The organism is Aldersonia sp. NBC_00410 (assembly GCF_026342035.1).
GTDB lineage: Bacteria > Actinomycetota > Actinomycetes > Mycobacteriales > Mycobacteriaceae > Aldersonia.
Genome location: NZ_JAPENM010000006.1, coordinates 269,045 through 292,030 on the forward strand (window position 1 = coordinate 269,045; position 22,986 = coordinate 292,030).

The window sequence follows — 22,986 nt, forward strand, 5'->3', positions numbered from 1 at the left end:
CGCGAGACCGTTCGGCGTCGGTAAATTTGATGACTAGCCTCGACTTTTTCGCGCGGCCTGGTCTGGCTGACCAGCCAGCGCAATGATCTAGTCCCTCCCCGGGATGAACCGTCCCGGGATTGATGCCCTTCCTTCGGTGAGGAGAAGGAGCTTCGCGCCCGAACCCTATCCGGCCGAATACCGTGAGCGAATCAGCGGATGCTGTCTGCGCACTGCGCGGGCCTTGGTTCGCGCGCGGAAGGCAACGGTTTTGACCATTCCGTTCGGAGCATGCCACGGGGTGTTTGGTTGGCACGCCCTTATCATCACCTTTTCACCGACACACGCCTCGCAAGGCCCCGTCGAAGGCGCCACATCATGGCGGGCCATCAGTAGGCAGCGACTCAGTGGCCCCGCCGGGACGATGGGAGCCCGCCGAGCACCTGGCGTCGCGCCTGTTCCAGTCGGGGGCTGCCGACGAGGCCAGCGGGAAGCACGGCGCGGAGACCTTCCATTTGTCGCGGTAAAGGCTTCGGCGGAGGGACTTTGCTCTTCTGGATGAGCTTCGCGCGCTGGTGCAGCCGCCGGTACATCTTGCTGTTGTCCGTCGCTGCGATCGTCCGCGTCTCCTCGACGACGTCGTCGAGTCGCTGAAGTTCCTCCGGCTTGAGTGGACGGGTGATCGCCGCAATCCGGTCGAGCTCGCTATAGATTCGCCCGAACCCCCTACCCTTTTTCTTCGCAGCCGGTGGCTCGCCCGTGTCATCCGGGTCAGCCTTCCCCGCAGGCTGTTGGATGTCGCGGAGGTCGCCGATGCGCGCCTGGACCGCCGTCGCGCGTTCGTAGAGGTTCCTGTACCGCTTGCCACCAGATGCCGAGGCGCGCAGTCGCGCGACGAGGTGGTCGACCTGCTGTACCTCCCCGGCGGTGGGCTCCCGATCAGCCGTTATCTCTTCGGCTCGGCCGACATCCTCCGAGAGCTGTTGGTACTTGGTCTTCTCTGCCACCGGCACCTCTCCCATTCGCGGTCGCGTCAGCGTAAACCTGGGGCTGACACGGGCGAATGTTTCGGAACGTTCGGGTGTCGCTTGCCTGTTCATGTGGGTGTGTTGATGCCATCAACACGATTCGCGTAGCCGCAGGTCGTTTCACGTCTTTTCGCGGCGTCGGTTTCAGCGTTTCCGCAGGTCAGCGTGATTTCTGGCCGAGTTCGATTCCCGGCAGCTCCACCAAAACGAAGCCCGGGCCGGAATATCCGGCCCGGGCTTCGTCGTGTTCGGGGTGTGCCGTCAGCTCATTTCTCGAGCGGCACCATGTGGGGTAGCTCCGTACCCTCCCGCGGGACGAACTCGCCGTCGAAGTTCACGTATCCGGACCACTTCGAAGGCATCGGCATCGAGGGATCGGGGCAAGGCACCGGCTTGCCGTCGGGCCCCTCGCTGCCTTCACCACAGATATTGCTGGTGAAGTACGAACGCTCCTGGACATCGGCCGGCCACGCGTCCGCATGCATGGCGAAGAACTGCACGGGGATGTTGTAGAAGCAGAAGAAGATCGCGCTGACCGCGCCGAAGATCGAGAGGAAGCGGATGAACTGCTGCTTGACGACTCCGCCCTTGACGTTGTCGAGTCCGCGCTCGACAACCGTGCGGCCGCGATCATCGGTGAAGTAACGCAGGCAGCAGAACGCGGCCTGGGCGCCGCCCCACATCAGCGCTTCGTAGAGCGGGTACTGGTAGTAGTGCCCAGCGAAGATTGTCAGTGACTGGATCGAACCGGGGTATACGTAGAGCCCGATCCGGAGGAGCAGACCCTCCATGACGACATCGAAGAAGATCGCATACACGAAAATCACGCCGATCAGACCGAGGTTGCTGATCCCCGGCCACCGCGCCTTGACCTTGCGCATGACCGCACATCCGACGATCGTGCACAGCAGCACGCCGACCGCGTAGCCGGGGGCGTTCATGAGCAGCGGTTCGGAAACCTGCTTGCCGGGCTCCTCGGGCGAGAACCACCCGGGAATGTGCGAGGTCCACGCGCCGCGGTTCCACATCCAGGTGTTGTAGGTGCACCACGTGTTGAAGAAGTTGAGCAGCGGATCCTGGAAGAACATCAGGCCCATTGCGCCGACGAGCATGCCGTCGAGAGTGATTCGCCGTTCCCGAATCCACGGTCGAACGATGAACCAATAGATGGCAATCGGGAAAATGAGCACGATCCCGGCCGTCCACACGGTGAGGACAGTCTTCATCGCCGTCGGCACCGGGGTTGGGCCGGGTTCGATCCGGACGAAATAGGGCCCGGTGACCCACCGGAACCACACGTATAGCTGCAGCGCCAGTACCGCCGCGCCGATGCAGGCCCAGATTCGGACGCGCTTGCTCGACGGCTGGACCTGGGCACCGAGCGTGGCCGCGGCACCGATTGACTCTGTGGGTGGCGATTTCTTCTTCTGCGACAGGTCGCTCATAGCGCTGTCTCCTTCTGGACGGTGCAGTGCAGCTCTCGCGGAGTGGCTCGGCGCTGCGGCACGGATCGACGATGAGATCGACGTCGTACGGGGTCGTAGGCGTCTGGAACAGGTTGCAGATCACGCGTTGTTGACTTGCTGGCGTGCGTGAATATACCCGTGAGAATCTAAACATCCTAATAGTTTCTTAGATCCTATGGCAGAATGCCGGTATGGCTGAGCGCTGGACGCGGGACCGACGGCTCGAGCGCACCCGTTCGCTGCTGTTGGACGCCGCCGAAGAGGTATTCGCGGAGAAGGGCTTCACGACCGCGACTCTCGACGACATCGCCCATGCCGCCGGGTACACCAAGGGCGCCATCTACAAGCACTTCGCTACGAAGGAAGGCCTCTTCCTCGCCGTCAGCGACCGATATTGGCGACGCTACTTCGACAACTTCGCCGAGGTGCTGTCGGCGAAGCAGATCGGCGCGCGTGAACTCGACGAGATCGCGGAGCGCTGGCGGCAACTGAGCCGGGACCGCGGCGCCGAGCATGCTGCGCTGGGCCACGAGTTCACCCTCTACCTACTCCGCAACCCCGATGCGCGAGAGCGAGTGGCGGACAAGCGAAGAGAGGTCGTCGAAGCGCTCAGCGAATTCATCGTGCAGGGCGTCGAGCGAATCGGCGGCACGCTGCTGATATCGCCATTGGCCTTCGCGCACGCGCTCGTCGCGACCAGCGACTCCGTCGTGCTGGCCAGCGAAATCGATGATGTCGATCTGTTCCGGCCGATCATCGAGATGTACGTGTCGATGATCAAGCTGCCTTGAGTCAGCCGACCGGACCGAGCACTCGGTCGGTGTAGGCATTCGAGAACAATCCGCCGGGGTCCAGTTGCTTGCGCATCTCGGCGAAGCGATCCCATTCGGGGTAGCGCCAGCGCAAGGTGTCCGCGGTCTGGAAATGCAGCTTGCCCCAGTGTGGCCGGCCGTCGTAGCCCTCCAGTACTTCCTCGACCGCGTGGAAGTAGCCCTCCCAAGGCATTCCGGCATACATATGCACCGCGATGTAGCAGGTCTCCCGGCCCGTCGCGGGGGAGAGGAATGCGTCGTCGGGTGCGACCCAGCGCACCTCCATCGGGAACGGCACGGCGAAATCGTCGCGCTCGGCGACCTCCTTGACCCGCGCGACCGCCTCGGCGGCATCCTCGCGGGGAATCGCGTATTCCATCTCGTTCATCCGCACGTGCCGCGGCGTGGAGAACACCCGATACGAGCGGTCGACCGCGTTGTTGTACCCGCCTACCCGCGCCGCGAAGCGGTTGATGCTCGGGATGAGCGACGGTCGCGCCTGCCCGATCCGGCACAGCACCTCGAAGGTGTAGTTCTGCAGCAGTATCGAGTTCACCCACTCGAGTGCCGCGGGTGCCGGCTTCTCGGGCCGGTCGGTCCGGTTGTTGCACTTGGTCAGCGCGAGCGGGCTGTGCGGAAAGGCGTAGAACTCGAAGTGGTCGTTGCCGTCGACGTAGGAGTCGAGGTCGGCCAGGACTGCATCGATTTGATACGGCCGGTCGACCGCTTCGAGTACGAACGAGGGAACGGCCTGCAACGTTATTGCGGTGACGATGCCGAGCGTGCCGATGCTGACTCGGGCGGCGCGCCAGATATCGGGCTCGGACTCCGCGCTCACCTCGATCGTCGAGCCGTCGGCCAGCATCAACTCGATGGAGTGCATGGCGGCAGAGAGGTTCATCAGCGTTGCGCCCGTGCCGTGCGTTCCAGTAGCCGTCGCGCCGCCGAGCGACTGCACGTTGATATCGCCCATGTTCGGAAATGCCAGGCCGTGCCCGTGCATCGCTTCGCTCAGTTCGTTGAGCGAGATGCCCGCCTCGACGCGGACCAGTCCGCGGGATCGGTCGACCTCGAGCACCCGATTCATGCGCTCGAGCGACACCATGACGCCATCGGTGAGCGCCGCGCCGGTGAAGGAATGGCCGGCCCCGACGGCCCGGACGCGGTGGTCGGCCGACGACGCATCGGCCAGCACACGACGCAACTCGTCCGTCGTGCGCGGGCGCGCGATGACGGCTGGGCGGCACAGCTGAGAACCCGCCCAATTCCCCCAAGTATTGGTCATCCGTCCAACTATAGGCAAAGTGCTGCACGAGTTATGCAGGTCGCCCATAGAACCTCCCTTCGATGTGCGATGTGTCAGCAGTTGCTCGGGGCCGGCAGACCCGCGAACCGATCGCCGAGATAGCTCACGGCCCGAATCGCGCCCGGCACGATCGCACCGCCGTGGTCCGCGCCGGGAATGACATCGAGCTGCACCGGTGTGCCCGCTGCGCAATAGCGGCCCGTGGTCTGCCGGACCAGATCGAGGCGAACCGGATCGTTGGCGCCGTGCCACTCGTAGATCGGCGTGCGCGGTACGCCCGGGTAGAGCTGCAGGCTGTTCTCGTTCAGCACGGCCTCTCCCGCCGGGTCGGCCTGCAGCGGACCGTTCGCGACGTCGGAGTAGCTCTTGTTGGCTCCGGCCGCCACGATCTGATCGGTGCACGCGTTGGCGATCTGGCCGCGCAACTGCACACCCTCGGGCTTGAGCCGGTCGCTGATGTTGGCCGTCTGCGGATATTCGCGTTCTATGCCCAACGCTGCCGCGAACCCGAGCCCGAACAGCGGCGAACTGGTATTGCCCAGGTCGAGCGCGAGCTGACCGATGTTCACCGGAACCCCACCCTGCGCCGCGCCGACGATCCGCAGCTCCGGCGCATAGCTCGGCGCGAGTGCAGCGGCCCAACCGGTCGCCATGCCACCGCCCGAGTAACCCGCCATGCCGACCGGACTATTGCCGAGCGCGGCTGCGGGGAACCGTTGCACCGCGCGAATCCCGTCGAGCACCAGCCGGCCACCGAGCGCGGCGGCACCGTAGGAACTCTGCGGGCCGAGGTGATCGGGAACGGCCACCGCCCAGCCGCGGGCGAGCAGCGCGTTGAGCGCCGGCGCTTCCTGCAGGGTTCCGTTGAACAGGCTGTGCGATGGAGCGCATTGCAGGCCGAGCGAGTTGATGAACGGCTGATACGACACCAGCGGCCGGTTCGGGCCCCCGACCGCGGGGACCAGCAGCGTGGTCACGGCGGCGATCGGGGCGCCGGCGGAGTTGGTGGAGCGGTACTTCAGCTGCCAGGCCGTGGATCCCGGGAACCCGGGCGCGGGCACCTGACGCGAGGCGAGGACGTCCCCGTTCGCGTGCGCGGCCATATCCGGAGTCTGGGCGTAGAAGGCGTCTGTGTCGGGCGCCGGGTAGATCGGCACCGCGACGGCGGTGCCTGCCGTTGGGAGGGCGGCGAACAGCGGAAATAGCACGGTGGCGAGGGTCGCCAAAGCTCGTCTACGCGTGTCGTGCATGGGTCCGTGCCGCTTCCGAACCGTCATCGGTGTGACCTCCGTCATATTGTCCCCCTCTTTGTGCCCGGTCGGATCACCTTTCAATCGGGAGTACGACCCAGGCCGAGGATTCGGTCGTCCATCGGGCTATTCGGCACGGCATGCTGGATGGATGGCCGTCATTCCGATGTTTCCGCTCGGGGTTGCGCTCCTGCCCGGCGAGCGACTGCCGCTGCAAATCTTCGAACCCCGCTACCTCGCGCTGGTCGACGAATGCCTGAACCGGAGTCCGCAACCGGAGTTCGGTGTTGTGCTGATTTCGCACGGTCATGAGGTGGGCGGGGGCGACCAGCGCACCGACGTGGGCGTGCTCGCCCGGATCATCTCCGCCTACGACCTGCCCGGCGGCCGGCAGCGGCTCGAGTGCGTCGGGACCGAACGCTTTCGGGTGCAGGAATGGCTGCCCGACGACCCGTACCCCCGGGCCGAAGTCGAGAGTTGGCCCGATGACGCCGGCAGCGATATCGACGAAGATGCCGACGCCCTCGTCAATGGTCGGGTGACGGGACTGGCGCAGTTGGCGGCCGAGTTGGCCCAGCGATCCGGTGGACCGCCGCCCGGCGATCCACTCGCAGACCTGCCCACCGACCCGATGCGGCGTTGCTTCGCGCTGGCCGCGCGACTTCCGCTCGGTCAGGCCGACCGGTATGCCCTGCTGGCTGCACCCGATGCGCAGGCCGGGTTCGCCGTTTTGGCCACCGCGCTCGATGACCTCACGGCGGCCGTGAAGTTCCGGATGATGGACCCCGATTTGCCCTGACCAGCACGCCGCGATCGTGATCGAATGAAGTCGGCGGGGATCTCCGCCGGAGATTTGCTCGAAGAGGAGACCGACGTGGCTCACGAACGGGCCGGCCAGCTTGCTGGGCCGGAAGACCTGGAAGACCTCGCCCACCTGGTGACGGCCTATTACAGCCTGACCCCGGATCCGTCGGTTCCGGAGCAGATGGTGGTTTTCGGTACGTCCGGACACCGCGGCTCCAGCCTCAATCGGGCGTTCAACGAGGCGCATATTCTCGCGACCACCCAGGCGATCGTCGAGTACCGCGCCGGTGAGGGCATCACCGGTCCGCTGTTCATCGGCCGGGACACGCATGCGCTTTCCGAGCCGGCGTGGGTGACCGCCCTCGAGGTGCTCGCCGCCAACGACGTCCTCGTCGCGATCGACGCACGCGACCGCTTCACCCCGACCCCCGGAGTGAGCCATGCGATCTTGCGGCACAACCGATCCGGTGCGGCGGCGCAGGCCGACGGCATCGTCGTCACCCCGTCGCACAACCCGCCACGCGACGGTGGTTTCAAGTACAACCCACCCGACGGCGGTCCGGCCGGCGGTGATGCCACCGGCACGATCGCGGCGCGGGCAAACGAGTTGCTGCGCAACGGACTCGACGGCGTTCGACGCACCTCGCTGGACAAGGCGCTCGCCGTTGCCGAGCGCTACGACTACCTCGAGCACTACGTCGGCGATCTGCCCAACGTGGTGAATATGGATGCGATCAAGTCCGCCGGTGTGCGTATCGGCGCCGACCCGCTCGGCGGCGCGAGCGTCGACTACTGGGGTGCGATCGGTGAGCGCTACGGCTTGTCGCTCGAGGTGGTGAATCCGTTGGTGGACGGCACCTTCCGGTTCATGACCCTCGATACCGACGGCAAGATCCGGATGGACTGCTCGTCCCCGAACGCGATGGCTTCGCTGATCGCCTCGCGTGATCGTTACGACGTGGCCACCGGCAACGACGCGGACTCGGACCGGCACGGCATCGTCACCCCGGACGGTGGACTGTTGAACCCGAACCACTATCTCGCGGTGGCAATCGACTATCTGGTCTCGAACCGTTCGGGTTGGCCTGCGGCGGGCAAGGTCGGCAAGACGCTGGTCAGCTCGTCGATGATCGATCGCGTGGTCGCCAGCCTGGGACGCGACCTGTACGAGGTGCCGGTCGGGTTCAAGTGGTTCGTGCCCGGACTCGTCGACGCCGGCCTGGTCTTCGGTGGCGAGGAGAGCGCGGGTGCCTCGTTCTTGCGTCACGACGGCACCGTATGGACCACGGACAAGGACGGCATCATCCTCGCCCTGCTGGCCTCGGAGATTATCGCGGTCACCGGCCAGACGCCGTCACAGCGGTACGCCGAATTCGAGCAGCGATACGGCAGTCCGGCGTACGCCCGGATCGACGCGCCGGCGAGCAGGGAGCAGAAGGCGGAGTTGGCCAAGCTGTCGCCCGATCAGGTGCGTGCGACTTCGCTTGCGGGCGAACCGATCACCGGCATGCTCACCACGGCGCCCGGCAATGGCGCCGCGCTGGGTGGGCTGAAGGTCACCACCGAGAATGCCTGGTTCGCCGCGCGACCATCCGGCACCGAGGACGTGTACAAGATCTACGCCGAATCGTTCAAGGGTGCGGAGCATCTCGCCGAAGTACAGTCCGCGGCACGGGAACTGGTGAGCGAAACGCTTGGAAGCGGGAGCAGCGCGACCGGTGGCTGAGCGGGCCGCGCCGGCCGACACGACGCAGGATCGGCCCGAGCTACCGCCCGAGATCTGGGTGTTGGTGACGGCCAGTTTCGTCATCGCGCTCGGATTCGGCATCGTGGCACCGGCTTTGCCGCAGTTCGCCCGTAGCTTCGATGTGGGCGTCACCGCCGCCTCCGCGGTGATCAGCGCGTTCGCCCTGATGCGGCTGTGCTTCGCGCCGCTGTCCGGACGGCTGGTGCAGCGGATGGGTGAGCGGCCGGTCTACCTGATCGGTCTGATCGTCGTCGCGCTGTCGACCGGTCTCTGCGCGTTCGCGCAGGGCTATTGGCAGTTGCTCGCGTTCCGGTCGCTCGGCGGTATCGGTTCGACGATGTTCACCGTGTCGTCGCTCGGGCTAGTGATCCGGTTGTCGCCGCCGAAGCGTCGCGGGCGGGTGGCAGGCCTGTACGCGACGAGCTTCCTGATGGGCACGGTCAGCGGCCCACTGGTCGGTGGCGCGCTGACCGGGTTGGGTTTGCGGGCACCGTTCGCGATCTATGCGGTCGCGTTGCTGATCGCCGCGGCCGTCGTGTACTTCAGTTTGCGGAATTCCGCGATCGCAGCGCCGGATTCGAACACCGACGTCGAGACGATGACGTTCCGACAGGGCCTGGCGGTGCCCGCGTACCGCGCCGCGCTCGTGTCGAGTCTTGCCAACGGCTGGGCGCTGTTCGGCGTGCGGATGGCGATCGTGCCGCTGTTCGTGGTCGAGGTGCTCGACCGGGACGCAGCGGTGAGCGGGATCGCGCTGACGGCGTTCGCCGCTGGCAATGCGCTCGTGTTGTTCGCTGCCGGGCGGTACTCGGACCGCTACGGTCGGCGGGCGTTCGTCGTTGCGGGCACGGCGATCTCGGGTGTCACCACGGCCGTGCTCGGGTTGGCCGACACGCTGCCCGCGTTTCTGGGGATGTGTCTGATCGCCGGCCTCGGATCGGGACTGATCAACCCCGCCCAGCAGGCCGCCGTGGCGGACATCATCGGGCATGCCCGTGGCGGGCCCGTGCTCGCCGCCTTTCAGATGGCCACCGACGTCGGCACGGTGATCGGTCCGGTTTGCGCCGGCATTCTCGCGCAACACTTCTCCTACGAAGTCGGGTTCGCCGTCACGGGTTCCGTGCTGCTCATCGCGATGGTGGCCTGGTTGGTTGTGGACGACACGCTCGTTCGGTCGATAGGGGAGCAGGCGGACGGCTGACGAGCGACTTATGTCGGTGGCCATAGATAGACTTTCGAATATGAGTTCGAAGGCGGAAGCTGTGGGAGTGCTGGCGGCGCTTCGTGCTGCGGTGTCCGCTGCCTCGGGCCTGGACTTCGGCGGCATGTCGAATCAGGAGCGGCTCGACATGCTGCGAGAGCTGGAGGCCGTTGCTCGCAAGCAAGCGGGTATCGCTCACGAGTTGTTGTCCCTGTTCGCGGAGCAGCGGATCCCGGACGAGTTCGGCTGCGAGCACACGCATCAGGTTGTCGCGGATGCGTTGCGGATCAATCGGAGTGAGGCCAAGAAACGGTTCGCCACAGCCGACCAGCTGGCGACTCGATCGTCGTTCACTGGTGAACCGCTCGAACCCGAACTTCCCGCTACGGCCGCCGGGGTGCGCGAGGGTGTGCTTGGGGATCCGCATGTGCAGGTGATCCGGTCGTTTTTGCAGCACCTCCCGGCGGCGGTGGATGTGGGGACGCGGGAGCAGGCCGAGGCGCAGCTCGCGGGGTTCGCGGCCACGATGCGCCCGGATGAATTGAAGAAGATCGCGGACCGGCTTGCGGTGTACTTGAATCCGGATGGGGAGTTCTCCGATGACGATCGCGCCCGAAAGCGGGGGATCTGGCTCGGTAAGCAAGGTCCGGATCTGATGAGCCGCATCGACGGACTGATCGATCCGGAGTTGCGGGCGTATCTGGAACCGATCTTCGCCAAGCTTGCCGCGCCCGGGATGTGCAACCCCGACGACGAAACACCCACTGTCGATGGTGAACCCGATGCGGAGGCTGCTCGCCGCGATGCCCGCTCGATCGGGCAGCGGCAGCATGACGCGGTGCAGGCGATGTGTCGCGGACTGCTCGCCTCCGGCGAGTTGGGGCAACACCGCGGACTCCCGGTCACGGTGATCGCGTCCACGACGGTGCGTGAGCTCGCCGATCTGGCCGGCTCCGCCACCACCGCGGGCGGATCGCTGCTGCCGATCCGCGACCTGATCCGGATGGCCGGCCACGCGAACCACTACCTCGCGGTGTTCGACGACATCGACAACCGCCCGCTCTACCTGGGCCGTGCCAAGCGGATCGCGAGCCCGGATCAGCGAATTGTGCTGCACGCCCGCGACATCGGCTGCTCGCACCCGGGCTGCACCGTTCCGGGATACCTGACCGAGGCCCACCACATCCGTGAATGGTCGGATGGCGGAGCGACCGATATCGACAACCTGACCTTCGCCTGCCCCGAACACCACAAACTCGTCGGTTCAGCAGGCGATCAGTGGCACACTCGCACGAGGCGGGGCAGCCGGACTGTGTGGACCCCGCCGTTCCACGTCGATCCCCGACAACGCCCTCGTATCAACAGGTTCCATCACTCGAGCGAGATCCTGGTCGGCGGCGACACCGACCCGCCCTGACGCGCCTGGCGCCCAATTCATCTGCTACCCCCCGATCCCGACTCCGATCGCGGAGCCGACCGCATAGGTCGCGCCGATCGCGATGGCGCCGAGGATGAGCTGCCGGATCGCAGCCCGCCACGCCGATCGCGCGGTGAAGCGCGCGGTGAGGGCGCCCACCAGGAGCAGCCCGGCGCATCCGGTGAGCAGGCCCGCGGTCAGCGAGGAGAAGCCGAGCAGGTAGGGGATGAGCGGGATGAGGGCGCCGACGGAAAACAACGCGAATGACGAGATGGCCGCGACGTAGGGCGAGGGCTCCGCGTCGGGGTCGATACCGAGTTCCTGGGTGACGTGCACGTCCAGCGCCCGCTCCGTATCGGTACTGACCTCGGCCGCCGCGCGGGCAGCAGTCTCGGGTGTCATCCCCATCGAAACGAATTGGGCGGTGAGTTCATTGAGCTCGGCCTCCGGGTGGCGCTGCAGCGCGCCACGCTCCACGTTCACCTCCGCGGCGAATTGCTCGTTCTGCGTCGTGACAGAGGTGTACTCGCCGAGTGCCATCGAGAACGCGCCGGCGACCAGCCCGGCGACGCCGGTGAGGACGACGGTGTGCGCGTCGACGCTGGCCGCGCCGACCCCCGCGATCAGCGAGGTATTGCTTACCAGACCGTCCATTGCGCCGAATGTCGCCGCGCGCAGCCAGCCGCCCGAAACATCGGAATGGCGGTGGTCGTACTCGTGGGGGAGTCGGTCGTCGTCCCGCTGCGGGGCAGCCGACGGTTCGTTCACATCGGTAAAACTACGCTGTGCGATCGGTAGGCTCGAATGCTGTGTGGATTCGATGGGTCAGCCTGGCCGCCCGGCTCGGCCTTGCCGGGATCTGGCTGGTGTCCGGATGGCTGAAGGCATCGGATCCGACGCAAACCACGGTCGCGGTCGGCGCTTACCAACTGCTCTCCGACGACCTCGTTCGCCCGGTCGCGAACACCCTGCCGTTCGTCGAGATCGGCCTCGGGCTGTTCTTGCTGCTCGGGCTCGGCGTGCGCGTGGTCTCCGCAGCATCGGCGGCGTTGCTTGTCGTGCTGATCGCTGCGGTTGCCTCCGCCTGGGCACGGGGCCTGTCGATCGACTGCGGATGCTTCGGCGGCGGTGGCCCGGCTGCGGGGGTAACCGCCTGGGACTACCTGCGCGAGATCCTGCGCGACGTCGGGTTCCTATGTTTGGCGGCGTGGCTGATGGTGTTTCCGCGCAGTCCGTTCGCGTTGGGGCCGGGCTCGCGTCCGTTCGACGTCGAACCTGAGCAGACGTCTCAGGAAACGCTGGCACAGTAGCGCTCGAGAGCATCACCCACGACCACTAGAAGACAGTGAGGACACCCGAGTTGAGCCAGAAGCCGACCCGATCCAAGAACCTGCCGCAACCGAAGTCGGATCGTTCGACCTACCTGCTCGGTGGGCTCGCAATCGTGGTGGTTGCAGTGATCGTCATCGGCGGCGTGATCTGGCAGAGCAATCGCACCGAGACGCGCAACGAGGGGTACGGCAGCGTGCAGAACTCCGACGTCACCGCCACGCTCGAGGACAGCGGCGCGGTCCTGCTCGGCCTGCCCGGTGCGGCGAAGACGATCGACCTGTTCGAGGACCCGATGTGTCCCTACTGTGCGCAGCTCGAGGAAACACACGGTCAGGAAGTCGCGCAGGCGATCGACGACGGCAAGCTCGCGGTGCGGTATCACCTGCTGAACTTCCTGAACCGGCTGTCGGCATCGGGTGACTACTCCACCCGCGCAGTGGCCGCGAGCCAGTGCGTGGCGCAGACGGGTGACGGCCCGGCCTACTCGGCGTTCCACGCCGCACTGTTCTCGCCCGAGGGTCAGCCGAAGGAAAACGGCTCGTCCGACCACTCCAACGACGACCTGGCCACCATGGCAAAGGACGCGGGAGCGAACGACGACGCGCAACAGTGCATCAAGGACGGCACGAACGTGCAGTCCGCCGCGGAAGCCGCGACCGCGGGCCAGCAGGCGATGAACGATCTCGGTGCCAACGGCACCCCCGCGGTCTTCGACGGCACGGACGCCGTCGAAACGAATGATCCCGGCTGGGTCGCCGCCCTCATCCAGTAGGCGACGGGCCGCGATTTGTTGGCGTCACCGGCGATGGTGTAACTTCGTTCGAGCAGCCGGGGCCACCCGGAAGCGAAGTTAGGGGCTATGGCGCAGCTGGTAGCGCACCACACTGGCAGTGTGGGGGTCAGGGGTTCGAGTCCCCTTAGCTCCACCGAAACCGCAGGTCAGCGGGTTACGGCAAGATTCAACTAAGGGCGACGTCCCTATAGTGTCCCAAGCGGGTCGGATAATCGCTCCGAAATCCGGCGCAGGGCATCCCATTTCTGCAGGTCGGGCGTCGACCGGTGCACGGCAACCAACACCGAAATGTGGGGGTCTGGGCCAACGTGATTACTCGTCGCCGTGACTACCTTCGAGGCGTTTCGACGGAGCGGGAGCGATCTGTGTCTTGCTGCTTTGCAGGGATTGTGATCCGGTCACGGTAGGTTCCTTGGCGAAGATTTCGTAGGGGGAGACTTCAGCAGTGGCATCGGGGCTCGAGACACCGAAGACGTGGAACCGCCCCGCCTCGCGGACGGCCTTCAGTCCGTCCTCGAACCCGCCGAGCGACCCGGTGGCCTCGATGACGACCCCCCATCCCTCCCCGCTGATCGAGTCCGGGGATATTTTCGGCGGCGCGCTGGGCACCGATTCTCGACGAGCCGTTTGCCTGCGGATTGAATTGCGTAGCAATATCTCGACGAGGGTGCCGATCCCGAAAGGTCATGACCGGTATTCGTCCTCGGCTACGTGTTCGAGCCAGGTAACGACGCGGCCCTCGTTGTCGGCTTCCTGAATAGCGACGTGTGCCATGAATCGGTCGGGTGTCGCACCATGCCAGTGCTCTTCGCCCGGTTCGATGTAGACGACGTCGCCTGGCCGGATCTCCTGGACTTCGCCGCCGCGCCGGGCCACGAGACCGACCCCGTCGGTCACGTACAACGTTTGGCCCTTGGGGTGGGTGTGCCAGGCGGTGCGGGCACCGGGTGTGAAGCGGACGTGTGCGCACCCAACCGCAGACTGATCATCGGGATCGCGGAGGCCGTCGATGTAGACGGCGCCGGTGAACCACTCCGGGGGTCCGGTGACGGTTCGACGGTCGGTTTTCGTGACCTTCATTTCCTTTACCAACTTTTCTCTGTGGCGCGCTGGGATGTCAAAGATGTTGTGATACAAACGAATACGTCGAGATCAGCCAGCAACCAGGGATTGGCAGGTTGATCGGCTTTCGGTGTCGTCGCTAGCGTTCGGCGATGCCGCCATCGTTGCGGTCAGGGCTCTTTTGTTTGTGTCGCGTTGGGTAGGTGATCCGCAGAACGCCCCGGTTCCCCCGATTGGGTCCCGGAGGCGACGATGTCCAGGGTGGGGTGCTGTGCGGTCCATGATGCGAGCAGTCGAAGTCGTTCGGCCGACGGGGAGCCGGGTTCAGCGGCGTATATCAGCATCACGTGGCCGGGTTCGGCGGTGAGCGCGAGTTCCTCGTAGGACAGTACGAGTTCACCGACGATCGGGTGGTGGAATCGTTTCGTGCCGGCGCCGTGGGTGCGGACGTTGTGTGCGGCCCACAGGGTACGGAAGGTCTCGCTGCAGGTGGATAGTTCGCCGACGAGGTCTTGGAGGGCCTTGTCGTGCGGGTCGCGGCCGGCTTCGGCGCGCATGATGGCCACGCACATCTCCGCGAATCGCTCCCAGTCCGGGTAGAAGTCACGCGCGGCGGGGTCCAGGAACTGAAAGCGGGCCAGATTGGGGATCCGGCCGCCGTCGCCGATGACGGGTGAGTAGAAAGCGCGTCCGAGATCGTTTGTGGCGAGGAGGTTTTGGCGTTGATCGCGCACGAAGGCGATGGCATCGGTGATCGACGCGAGTGCCCATTGCAAGCTGGGCCGAGGTGTTGCCGGCTTGGTTGCGCGGCGCCGGGCGCGGCCGCTCGCGGGGATACCGTCGGCGGCACGCGCAAGGTCGAGCAGATGTGCCTGCTCGGTGTCGTCGAGTTGCAGCGCCCGGGCGATGGCATCGAGCACCGATGCGGATGCGCCGGCGATCGCGCCGCGTTCGAGTTTGGCGTAGTACTCGACGCTGACGCCGGCGAGCGCGGCGACCTCGCTGCGTCGTAGTCCGGCCACGCGCCGGTTGGCGCCTGCGGTGATCCCGGCCGTGTCGGGGGTGATCCGGGCGCGGCGAGTCATCAAGAACTCGCGTACCTCGGCTCGGTTGTCCACACCCACGAGGTTAGGACGAACGCGCGGGGTGAGGGGTGCCCTAGTGGTACACCCCTTGTCAGGGACTCCCGCGCCCGCGAACGCCGGGACAGGCTTGTGTCCATGACTCCACCGACATCTCCGGCAAACGTGAGCCGCTCGCTTCCGACCCTGCTGCTGGTGTTGACGGTGTTCGGCCCGATTTCGATGGACCTGTACCTGCCCGCTCTGCCCGCGCTGAGTGTCGATCTGGGCGCGGTGACGTCGGTCGCGCAACTGACGGTCACCGCCTGCCTCGTCGGCCTGGCTGCCGGGCAACTTGTTGCGGGACCGGTCTCGGATCGGTTCGGGCGGCGCGGTGTTCTCCTTGCCGGCACCGTTGCCTACATCGTCACGTCGGCGCTGTGCGCGGTCAGTCCGACCGTCGAGCTGCTGGTGCTCGCGCGGCTCGTGCAGGGCATCGCTGGTGGAGTGGGGATCGTCATCGCTCAAGCTGCAGGCCGTGACATCTACTCCGGGGGCGCACTGATCCGCTTCTACGGGCGGCTGACCGTGGTTGGCGGGTTTGCCGCCATCGTCGGACCACTGCTCGGCGGTCTTCTCAACACCATCACCGACTGGCGCGGCCTGTTCGCCTTTCTGGCCGCGATCGGCGCGGGCATCCTTGTCACCACGTGCGTTGTGTTTCGCGAGACGCTTCCGCTTGGCCAACGTACTCGTGGCGGATTCGCCTACGCCGTGCGGGACTTCGGCTCGTTGCTCGCGGATCGGGTCTTCGTCGGCGCGATCCTCACTCAGGGTTTTCTGTACGCGGCGCTGTTCGCCTACCTGTCCGGGGCGACGTTTGTGTTCCAAGACATCTACGGGCTGTCCGCGCAGCAATACGCGCTCGCATTCGGACTCAATTCGGCTGGGTTCATGACCTTCGGCTACCTCGCCGGACGTGCCTCGGAATCGTGGAGTGTTCCCGGCACACTGGCCGTCGGCGTCGTCTTCGCCGGCGTCGGCGCCGTAAGCCTGCTCACCTGCGGATGGGCGGGGGCGCCCCTGTGGGTGGTGATCGTCTCGTTTTTCGCCCTCGTCGGTGGCGTCGCAGTGTCTTCGCCTCCCGCCACCACACTCGCGCTCTCCGGGTATCCACAGTTGGCCGGAACCGCCTCGTCCTTGATGGGAATGGTGCGGTTCGGTTTGGGTGCTATCGCGGCGCCGCTCGTCGGGGTGGCCGGCGCCACCAGCATCCTTCCCCTCGGCGCGGTGACGACCATCGCAGTCCTGCTCGCCGGTGCCACGGCCCTGGTCCTCGTCGACCGCTCGGCAACCACGACGCCGACCCAAGCCGTGCCACCGATTCCTGTGAAAGTCAATCAGTAAAGGAGAACACCACCATGCGTGGAGTCGTCATGTACGCCCCCGGCGATGTCCGGGTCGAGGAACGGGAGAATCCGGCAATCGTCGAGCCCACCGACGCGATCATCCGTGTCGCGGCATCCTGCATCTGCGGATCCGACCTCTGGCCGTATCGAGGTGCTGAAGAGGTCGACCACACCCCGATGGGCCACGAGTACGTCGGCGTCGTCACCGAGATCGGCGACGAGGTGACCAACGTCAAGGTCGGCGACTTCGTCGTTGGGTCGTTCTTCGCTTCCGACAACACGTGCGAGATCTGCCAGGCCGGGTATCAGTCGCGGTGCGTACACGCCCATCCGATGGGTGCCATCGGCACCCAGTCCGAGTACGCCCGCATCCCGCTGGCAGACGGTACTCTCGTCGCGACTCCGGGACAGCCCGACGCCGATCTGATTCCGTCGCTACTGGCGGCATCCGACGTGCTGGGCACCGGCTGGTTTGCCGCCGTCGCAGCCGAAGCCGGCCCCGGAAAGACCGTCGCGGTGGTCGGCGACGGCGCGGTGGGACTGCTTGCAATCCTGGCCGCCAAGGAACTCGGCGCGGAGCGGATCATAGCGATGAGCCGGCATGCCGACCGGCAAGCCCTCGCCCGTGAGTTTGGGGCCACCGACATAGTCGAGGAGCGCGGCGACGCCGGGGTCGCGAAAATCCAGGAGCTCACCAGTGGGCTCGGTGCGCACAGTGTCATCGAGGCAGTCGGCACTCAGGAGTCGATGATGCAGGCCATCAACGCGACACGTCCGGGCGGGCACGTCGGCTATGTGGGTGTCTCCCACGGGGTGTCCCTCGACGGGCTCGGGCTGTTCTTCTCCGGCGTGCACCTGCACGGCGGTCCGGCACCGGTGCGGCGGTTCCTGCCCGACTTGATCACGTTGATCTGGGATCGAAAGATCGACCCGGGCAAGGTGTTCGATCTGACCATCCCCCTCGACCAGGCACCCGCGGGTTACCGGGCCATGGACGAGCGTCGCGCCACAAAAGTCCTGCTCACCGTCTGACCCGGCCGGCGCCTGGGTGCACGCGAAACCCAGCCGCCGCCAAAGGGTTACCGATGACCATCGACCCGAAGCACTTTCCGGGTGGCCACGTACGAGAAGCGATGCTCGCACTCGACGGACCGAACCGATGACTCGATGGATTCACATTGGCATCAGTACCAGGGTGCTTGTCGCGCTACTCGCCGGGTGCGGCACCATGAGCGGCAGCGAAGTATCGACAACCGCAACGAGCGCCGCCGCTGCCTCCGCCGCGACCGCGGACGCTGGTGAACCGATTGTCGGGACGGTCGTGCGGTTCACCTCCGACCGGACCAGGGTCGAGGTCACCATCGGCGACGACTCGACAGCTGTTCGCGATTTCTTCGGTCTCCCCGACAAGTTGCTGCAGACGGGGACCGGAGTCGCGTCTACCGGTGCGCAGGCGCGTTTCCGTGAGCTCACGGCGAGGCTGGTCGGTGTGTTGAGAGGCCTCGGAATCGATGCGCGGATCGGCGCGGTTCCCGGCGAGTACTGTCCCGGCGGGTGGTCCATCAATGGTGCCGGCCGAGTGAAGCTCGCCGGAACCGCGCAACGCATCATCTCTGGCGCTTGCCTTTTCGGCGCCGAGCTCGTCGTCACCGACCCGGATCCGATCCGGGCCGTGCTGGCCGACGTCAATGCGGCACTCGACGTGGAATTCGACCCCCGCACCGCGTCGGTGCTCACCGACCTCAACCCGGCTGTCACGCTTGACAAAACGCGGGCGGGCATCCGCACTGCTCTGGGAGCGGTACACGAGGTGACCGCAGGCCCTGACGTCATGGCGGAGGCAATCAAGGCGCGTGAATCGCACGCACCATGACAGGCGCGGCGAGCGCTCGCAGATTATGTGGGGAGCTGACCGAACGTCTTGGGAGCGTGTAAGGCGTGTAGCGCGTCCAGTCCTCGATCCCGTCGTGTCCTTCGTGACAACGTCGACGAAATCGACTGCGGTGCAGCTGTCATCGTCGAAGGAGCTAGGAACCGCCTGCCGATTGCCACGAACTTTGTCCGGCCGCGTGAACCGTCATCACCGTGTCCGTTACCAACCACCGCAGGAGCGTCGCGGTTCAGCGCAGTGCGGGGGGTGGCGGCGCGTCGGTCAGCAAGGGAGTGATCCGACGATGCACGCCGCGAGGCCCAACGGCATTGTGATGACAACGGGCAGTTGGATCGTCAGCGGTGCTGGTCCACTGCACAGCCACAGTGCCTCGGTGAACATCAACGTGACGATGGTCGAAATGAGGCCCGTCAGTACGCCGCAGACCGCGCCGGTGTTGTTGAACCGGCGCCAGTTCGGGCTGAGCAGCAGGCTCGGCAGGTGTGCGCTGCCGGCGACCATGAACGCCACGCCCATGAAGTAGGTGATATTGGTGGTGTCGCCGGTGGCCATGGTTTCTCGAAGACCCTCCGACCTGACGTTCCGACCGATCGAACTGCGGCGTGCGCACAGCGCTTCGCCACGATCCCTCAAAGGTTCGCCTGTGCACCTGGAGACAACGGTTGTGCGGCATCGATCGGGCACGCCGCCGCTGCTATCGCCCGCGTGGCGGGAGAATGGTGGAATCGGTTTATGCGCCGGCCGGGGGAGGGAAAAGTGCAGTGTCCCAAGAAAGTCCCCGATGCCGCCGAAACGCTGCGAAGCAGGTGAGACGGCGCGAAACGTGATCTGCCCGCTGAGCTGGGCACATCGGTATGCAGCGAAACAGGCCCGGAACAGCCGAGATTGGCTGCATACATTCTGGCAGTGTGGGGGTCAGGGGTTCGAGGTCCCCTTAGCTCCACCGAAACCGCAGGCCAGCGGGGTACGGCAAGATTCAACTAAGGGCAGTGCCCCTATAGTGGGCCAAGAGCGTCGCGTGACGGGCCCGAAATGGTCCTCGGGGAGTTCATTTTCTGCAGGTCGGCTGTGGGTCGGCGCGCGAGTCATGGTCGTCATATGAACGACGCGCGGATACGCCGTCGGTGTCGGCGACGAATGCCATGGCGGCTTTCCCCCGCGTGATCCGCACGACCGCGGAGTTGATCGCAGCGGCCGTTTGGAACACGACGTTGGTGGCGGTGGATTCCGGTCTGCTGTGTTGATTCAGTCGGCGGCGGCGGTGGTGCCGTCGACGGGGATGGCGCCGTCTACGGCCGTCCGAAAGTCGACGAGCGCCCGCTCGAGATGGTCCGGACTGGTGACGACCACGGCGCCGGTGGCGTGCCGAGCGGTCAGGAGTTTGCTCGTGAACGTGGCGTTTTCCACGGTCGAGCGGGAGGCGCCTTCCTCGGTGATGCGCTGCGGGGACACGCCATTGGCGACGAGCCAGCGTCGCATCGCGGCGGCTTCGGTGACACCGGAGCGGGGAACGCCACCGGTAACGATGATTGGGGCGGTCGGGTACGTGCGCGCCAGAAGCAGGGCCGCTTGCAGTCGCGATTCTAGGACCGGTCGGATCGATCCGTCGGGTAATAGTCCGGCACCGAGCACGACGATATGGGTGCCGGTCGGATTCAGGGTGAGCATCAGCGGCGTCTGGGATGAATTTATGTGCAGCCCGGTGCACAGTCTGATCAGTTGCGGGGTGGTGGATCGGCAGCCACCGACCGTGGATTGGACTGCCTCGGAGTCCGTGGTCGGCGCGACCGTCGGTTGGCTGTGCGCAACCCCGGCCCCGGCGGCGGTCAGTGTGATGGCGACGACGGCGGCGGCGGTGGCGGCGGTCGAGAACTTGCGAATGAACATCGGCATTGGTGTCCAGGGTTTCTGCGCTCGAGGGTTTTGGGGTTGTTGGGCGGGCAGTGGATGGTGTAGTTCCAGTCGGTGGGGTTGGCACCGGTGAACCGGATGTTTGCCGCGTTATCGAGTCAGTTGACCAGTTCGTTACCGGATTGCGAGTTTGGGTTGCCGAATGGCTCGCCAGTGCCGCGCCTGTAAGCCCGACGACACACGCGCCAGGCACCGCGGAACAGGTGACGTTGGCTGCATACACTCCGGCAGCTCGGGCCAGGGTCCGAGTCCCCTTGGCTCCCCGGAAACCGCAGGTCATCGGATTGCAGAAAGACTCAACTAGGGGCAGTGGCCTGTAGCGGGATGTGAGAGTCGGATGCTCGCGCTCGCACCACACAAGGGTGGTTCGAAATTTGCCGTATTGCAGCGAAGCGGTCAGCCCAGCGGCTTCGACCCCTAGTCTCGGTGTCGCTGCTCGCGTCGGTATTGCGATGCGCTGCGACGTGCCGACGCCTTCATGACGAACGTAGGTGGTAGGCCGAGCCGCAGCTGTTGCAACATCGTCGGGATGTCCTCGCAGTGCCAGGCCTCAGCGAGTTTGCCGTCGGTGACCTTGAAGATCTCTTGGCCACCCATCGTGACCGGCCTGCCGGTGGGTGGAATACCGAACAGCTCGATTGGGCCGGTGTTGGATGCGGTCATCGGCCATCGTCTGGTCACGTATCCTTCGTCGGCAAACACGACGTCTTTGTCGAAGTGCATGTCCAGCAATGCTTTTCGGATCTGGTCGGCCGCCCATGGTCACCGGCTGCCGCGTTCGACTGCCCCGGAATCGGTGTGTGATCGACCAAGCCGTCGGCGAGGATTTCGGGCTTGCACTGGACCCATTCGGCCAGTGCCGGATGCGGCCCGCCGAATCCGTCCCGCTCGCACGTCGGCTCAGACCTGCCAGGCCGGTTCGCGGGGTGGTCCTCGCTCAATCGTTCGTCGGGATGAGCGGAAGCGTGCAGAGGCGGTACCCGCCGCGGGGTGCGGGTACCGCCCGTATCGCGATCAGGCGGCCGGTACAGCCGCCAGCCCGTGAGCAATGCCGAGCACTGCGTGCAGCGCGGCGCTTGTGATGTCGGGCTGCGTCGCCGCAGTACCGGCGACCGAGAAGATGAGGATCAGTATCTTCCAGAGCTGTTTCGTGGTCAGTGTGCAGCGGAACGATGCGGAGCTTCCCTCCACGCTGAACGTGACTTTGCCCTTGCGTGCTTTTCGGGTCATGTCGGCCCTCCGATGAGATCGGAAGGTGCGATGTTTCTAGATATCAACGTGCCCTCGTAGGAGGGCGTCCATACAACCCAGTTCGCGCCTTCGGGTGTGAACTGCTGTTGTGGCCGAGCCGTCGCCGGACCGACCGGATGAAACCGGACGCCGACCCCGCCGGACATTCGGTCTCCGTAGGCCCCGGTGGGCCTATCTCCAGTAGGCCACGCGCTGCCACTGAAGTCGAGAGTGCATTCGCCGGACTGTCAGCGTGTATGCGCCGAAACGGGGTGCAAGCGGAACAGCCGAGCGCCTGCTCAGCCTGCGAAGTCGGGGCACAGGTTCGTGGTCGCTGCGCTGACGAACAAGGTGCCCTGGTTGAAGTGGTAGGTCTGTTCGACCGCGCTCATCTCGTCGAGGACCGAGGTTCCGTGGCGGAGGTGGTCGCACGTGGCGTACCCGGCCGCGACCATCTCGTCGGCGGTCTTACCGGGCAACCCGGCGTTGTTGATGCTGATCTCGTCGAGAAACGATGCGGGGGTTGCCGATGCCGTGCCGGCGCCGATGATGCCGGCGCTGAGGCCGGCGACGGTGAGGGCGAAGGTGGCGGCGATGGTGTTGCGGCGAATGCGGGTGGTGAACACGTTGTGGTCCTTTGCTCGGTCGCGATGATCGGGGTTGGGATGTTCTGCACACCGTTTCTCGGTATGGCTCTAACATTGCCCCGTCACGTGGGCCGCGGATACCCACCCTGGGGGTGCGGAGACCGCCCTGCGGGTGGCTCATTGCCGACACCCTGGATGCGGGTTCTGGGGGCCAGGCTCGCTCCCCGGGCGTGCACGACATAGCTGATCCGGCCGCGCCATCCATGCAAGGCGAAGGCCGAGGCGTATTGCGCGATCGATTCCGATCTGCCACCGTCCGGTCAGGTGCAGCAGTTCGGGTCGAGTACGACGCACAGCGCGCTGAGGGCGTCGCGGCGGGGCTGGTGGTAGACGTTCATGCCGCGGCGCTCGGACGTCAGCAGCCCAGCGTTGCGCAGCTGGCCCAGGTGGTGGCTGACGGTGGACTCCGACAGGGTCAGGGCGGTGGCGAGATCGCCAGTGGTCAACTCCTCAGCGGGGGTGGTGAGCAGCATCGACATCAGCTTCACCCGCGTCGGGTCGGCGATCGCCTTGAGCCGCAGCGCCACTTCCAGCGCGGCGCCGTCATCGATCGGACCCGCCGCGACCGGGGCGCAGCAAACGGGCGCAGACATATCGACCACCGGCAGCGTCTTCGGCATGAAGTCAGCATAGCTGATCT

At 65.8% G+C, this 22,986-nt stretch carries 23 protein-coding genes, 1 tRNA gene and 1 pseudogene; 11 read left to right on the top strand and 14 right to left on the bottom strand.

The window, feature by feature from the left end; all coding sequences use genetic code 11:
* Positions 1–383: 383 nt before the first annotated feature.
* Both OG921_RS16110 and OG921_RS16115 read right to left on the bottom strand, forming a co-directional pair.
* A complete protein-coding gene (locus tag OG921_RS16110; RefSeq protein WP_266113474.1) occupies positions 384–986 on the bottom strand; it encodes a hypothetical protein in 603 nt (200 codons plus the stop codon).
* A gap of 287 nt (positions 987–1,273) precedes the next feature.
* On the bottom strand, positions 1,274–2,452 hold the full coding sequence (locus OG921_RS16115; RefSeq protein WP_266113475.1) for a spirocyclase AveC family protein: 1,179 nt from the start codon (positions 2,450–2,452) through the stop codon (positions 1,274–1,276).
* Between the two features lie 212 nt (positions 2,453–2,664).
* Between OG921_RS16115 and OG921_RS16120 the strand changes: the two genes are divergently transcribed.
* The gene (locus OG921_RS16120; protein WP_266113476.1) at positions 2,665–3,264 is read left to right on the top strand and encodes a TetR/AcrR family transcriptional regulator; all 600 of its coding nucleotides are present in this window, start codon (positions 2,665–2,667) and stop codon (positions 3,262–3,264) included.
* Between the two features lies 1 nt (position 3,265).
* On the opposite strand, the gene OG921_RS16125 is transcribed toward OG921_RS16120, so the two are convergent.
* Together OG921_RS16125 and OG921_RS16130 are read right to left on the bottom strand one after the other, a co-directional pair.
* Positions 3,266–4,570, bottom strand: a complete 1,305-nt coding sequence (locus OG921_RS16125) for a D-arabinono-1,4-lactone oxidase (protein ID WP_266113477.1) — start codon at positions 4,568–4,570, stop codon at positions 3,266–3,268.
* 74 nt (positions 4,571–4,644) lie between these two features.
* Positions 4,645–5,841 carry a lipase family protein gene (locus OG921_RS16130; protein ID WP_266113611.1) on the bottom strand — a complete coding sequence of 399 codons (1,197 nt, stop codon included), beginning with the start codon at positions 5,839–5,841 and terminating at the stop codon, positions 4,645–4,647.
* A gap of 151 nt (positions 5,842–5,992) precedes the next feature.
* Between OG921_RS16130 and OG921_RS16135 the strand changes: the two genes are divergently transcribed.
* From OG921_RS16135 to OG921_RS16150, 4 genes are all read left to right on the top strand, one after another.
* Positions 5,993–6,640, top strand: coding sequence for an LON peptidase substrate-binding domain-containing protein (locus OG921_RS16135; RefSeq protein WP_266113478.1), 648 nt, complete (start codon positions 5,993–5,995; stop codon positions 6,638–6,640).
* Positions 6,641–6,715: 75 nt separating this feature from the next.
* Positions 6,716–8,371 (top strand): phosphoglucomutase (alpha-D-glucose-1,6-bisphosphate-dependent), encoded by a 1,656-nt coding sequence (gene pgm, locus OG921_RS16140; protein ID WP_266113612.1) that lies wholly within the window; start codon positions 6,716–6,718, stop codon positions 8,369–8,371.
* Entirely contained in the window at positions 8,364–9,593 is a 1,230-nt protein-coding gene (locus tag OG921_RS16145; RefSeq protein WP_266113479.1) for an MFS transporter, read from the top strand. The genes pgm and OG921_RS16145 overlap by 8 nt, the downstream gene beginning before the upstream one ends.
* A gap of 40 nt (positions 9,594–9,633) precedes the next feature.
* A complete protein-coding gene (locus OG921_RS16150; protein WP_266113480.1) occupies positions 9,634–11,010 on the top strand; it encodes an HNH endonuclease signature motif containing protein in 1,377 nt (458 codons plus the stop codon).
* 24 nt (positions 11,011–11,034) lie between these two features.
* On the opposite strand, the gene OG921_RS16155 is transcribed toward OG921_RS16150, so the two are convergent.
* Positions 11,035–11,778, bottom strand: a complete 744-nt coding sequence (locus tag OG921_RS16155) for a VIT1/CCC1 transporter family protein (protein ID WP_266113481.1) — start codon at positions 11,776–11,778, stop codon at positions 11,035–11,037.
* 41 nt (positions 11,779–11,819) lie between these two features.
* Here OG921_RS16155 and OG921_RS16160 point away from each other — a divergent pair, with 41 nt between their 5' ends.
* From OG921_RS16160 to OG921_RS16170, 3 genes are all read left to right on the top strand, one after another.
* Positions 11,820–12,320 carry a MauE/DoxX family redox-associated membrane protein gene (locus OG921_RS16160; RefSeq protein ID WP_266113482.1) on the top strand — a complete coding sequence of 167 codons (501 nt, stop codon included), beginning with the start codon at positions 11,820–11,822 and terminating at the stop codon, positions 12,318–12,320.
* A 50-nt stretch (positions 12,321–12,370) separates the two neighbouring features.
* Positions 12,371–13,114, top strand: coding sequence for a DsbA family protein (locus OG921_RS16165; protein WP_266113483.1), 744 nt, complete (start codon positions 12,371–12,373; stop codon positions 13,112–13,114).
* Between the two features lie 81 nt (positions 13,115–13,195).
* Positions 13,196–13,268 (top strand) — tRNA-Ala (locus OG921_RS16170).
* A gap of 179 nt (positions 13,269–13,447) precedes the next feature.
* Here OG921_RS16170 and OG921_RS16175 read toward each other — a convergent pair.
* The 3 genes from OG921_RS16175 to OG921_RS16185 form a co-directional block, all read right to left on the bottom strand.
* Positions 13,448–13,744: a zinc-binding dehydrogenase gene (locus OG921_RS16175; RefSeq protein ID WP_266113484.1), complete on the bottom strand. Its 297-nt coding sequence runs from the start codon at positions 13,742–13,744 to the stop codon at positions 13,448–13,450.
* A 75-nt stretch (positions 13,745–13,819) separates the two neighbouring features.
* The gene (locus OG921_RS16180; RefSeq protein WP_266113485.1) at positions 13,820–14,215 is read right to left on the bottom strand and encodes a cupin domain-containing protein; all 396 of its coding nucleotides are present in this window, start codon (positions 14,213–14,215) and stop codon (positions 13,820–13,822) included.
* Positions 14,216–14,367: 152 nt separating this feature from the next.
* On the bottom strand, positions 14,368–15,315 hold the full coding sequence (locus OG921_RS16185) for a helix-turn-helix domain-containing protein (RefSeq protein ID WP_266113486.1): 948 nt from the start codon (positions 15,313–15,315) through the stop codon (positions 14,368–14,370).
* A gap of 102 nt (positions 15,316–15,417) precedes the next feature.
* On the opposite strand from OG921_RS16185, the gene OG921_RS16190 reads away from it, so the two are divergent.
* The 3 genes from OG921_RS16190 (at position 15,418) to OG921_RS16200 (ending at position 18,540) form a co-directional block, all read left to right on the top strand.
* Positions 15,418–16,665, top strand: a complete 1,248-nt coding sequence (locus OG921_RS16190) for a multidrug effflux MFS transporter (protein WP_266113487.1) — start codon at positions 15,418–15,420, stop codon at positions 16,663–16,665.
* Positions 16,666–16,679: 14 nt separating this feature from the next.
* A complete protein-coding gene (locus OG921_RS16195) occupies positions 16,680–17,699 on the top strand; it encodes a zinc-dependent alcohol dehydrogenase family protein (protein ID WP_266113488.1) in 1,020 nt (339 codons plus the stop codon).
* A 196-nt stretch (positions 17,700–17,895) separates the two neighbouring features.
* Positions 17,896–18,540, top strand: a complete 645-nt coding sequence (locus OG921_RS16200; protein ID WP_266113489.1) for a hypothetical protein — start codon at positions 17,896–17,898, stop codon at positions 18,538–18,540.
* A 291-nt stretch (positions 18,541–18,831) separates the two neighbouring features.
* Here OG921_RS16200 and OG921_RS16205 read toward each other — a convergent pair.
* From OG921_RS16205 to OG921_RS16230, 6 genes and pseudogenes are all read right to left on the bottom strand, one after another.
* Positions 18,832–19,176, bottom strand: a pseudogene (locus tag OG921_RS16205) (cation acetate symporter); the annotation flags it as partial.
* 627 nt (positions 19,177–19,803) lie between these two features.
* Positions 19,804–20,451, bottom strand: a complete 648-nt coding sequence (locus OG921_RS16210) for a YdcF family protein (RefSeq protein WP_266113490.1) — start codon at positions 20,449–20,451, stop codon at positions 19,804–19,806.
* 435 nt (positions 20,452–20,886) lie between these two features.
* The gene (locus tag OG921_RS16215) at positions 20,887–21,213 is read right to left on the bottom strand and encodes an ester cyclase (protein WP_266113613.1); all 327 of its coding nucleotides are present in this window, start codon (positions 21,211–21,213) and stop codon (positions 20,887–20,889) included.
* A gap of 270 nt (positions 21,214–21,483) precedes the next feature.
* Positions 21,484–21,699 (bottom strand): hypothetical protein, encoded by a 216-nt coding sequence (locus OG921_RS16220; RefSeq protein ID WP_266113491.1) that lies wholly within the window; start codon positions 21,697–21,699, stop codon positions 21,484–21,486.
* A gap of 299 nt (positions 21,700–21,998) precedes the next feature.
* Positions 21,999–22,325, bottom strand: a complete 327-nt coding sequence (locus OG921_RS16225; protein ID WP_266113492.1) for a DUF732 domain-containing protein — start codon at positions 22,323–22,325, stop codon at positions 21,999–22,001.
* A 281-nt stretch (positions 22,326–22,606) separates the two neighbouring features.
* Entirely contained in the window at positions 22,607–22,966 is a 360-nt protein-coding gene (locus OG921_RS16230; protein WP_266113493.1) for an Rv2640c family ArsR-like transcriptional regulator, read from the bottom strand.
* Between the last annotated feature and the right edge of the window lie 20 nt (positions 22,967–22,986).

Excerpts from the sequence above, each read along its gene's own strand:
- OG921_RS16115 (WP_266113475.1), bottom strand. The coding sequence starts at position 2,452 with ATGAGCGACCTGTCGCAGAAGAAGAAATCGCCACCCACAGAGTCAATC.
- OG921_RS16120 (WP_266113476.1), top strand. The coding sequence starts at position 2,665 with ATGGCTGAGCGCTGGACGCGGGACCGACGGCTCGAGCGCACCCGTTCG.
- OG921_RS16125 (WP_266113477.1), bottom strand. The coding sequence starts at position 4,570 with ATGACCAATACTTGGGGGAATTGGGCGGGTTCTCAGCTGTGCCGCCCA.
- OG921_RS16130 (WP_266113611.1), bottom strand. The coding sequence starts at position 5,841 with ATGCACGACACGCGTAGACGAGCTTTGGCGACCCTCGCCACCGTGCTA.
- OG921_RS16135 (WP_266113478.1), top strand. The coding sequence starts at position 5,993 with ATGGCCGTCATTCCGATGTTTCCGCTCGGGGTTGCGCTCCTGCCCGGC.
- OG921_RS16150 (WP_266113480.1), top strand. The coding sequence starts at position 9,634 with ATGAGTTCGAAGGCGGAAGCTGTGGGAGTGCTGGCGGCGCTTCGTGCT.
- OG921_RS16180 (WP_266113485.1), bottom strand. The coding sequence starts at position 14,215 with ATGAAGGTCACGAAAACCGACCGTCGAACCGTCACCGGACCCCCGGAG.
- OG921_RS16190 (WP_266113487.1), top strand. The coding sequence starts at position 15,418 with ATGACTCCACCGACATCTCCGGCAAACGTGAGCCGCTCGCTTCCGACC.
- OG921_RS16195 (WP_266113488.1), top strand. The coding sequence starts at position 16,680 with ATGCGTGGAGTCGTCATGTACGCCCCCGGCGATGTCCGGGTCGAGGAA.
- OG921_RS16200 (WP_266113489.1), top strand. The coding sequence starts at position 17,896 with ATGAGCGGCAGCGAAGTATCGACAACCGCAACGAGCGCCGCCGCTGCC.
- OG921_RS16210 (WP_266113490.1), bottom strand. The coding sequence starts at position 20,451 with ATGCCGATGTTCATTCGCAAGTTCTCGACCGCCGCCACCGCCGCCGCC.
- OG921_RS16220 (WP_266113491.1), bottom strand. The coding sequence starts at position 21,699 with ATGACCCGAAAAGCACGCAAGGGCAAAGTCACGTTCAGCGTGGAGGGA.
- OG921_RS16230 (WP_266113493.1), bottom strand. The coding sequence starts at position 22,966 with ATGCCGAAGACGCTGCCGGTGGTCGATATGTCTGCGCCCGTTTGCTGC.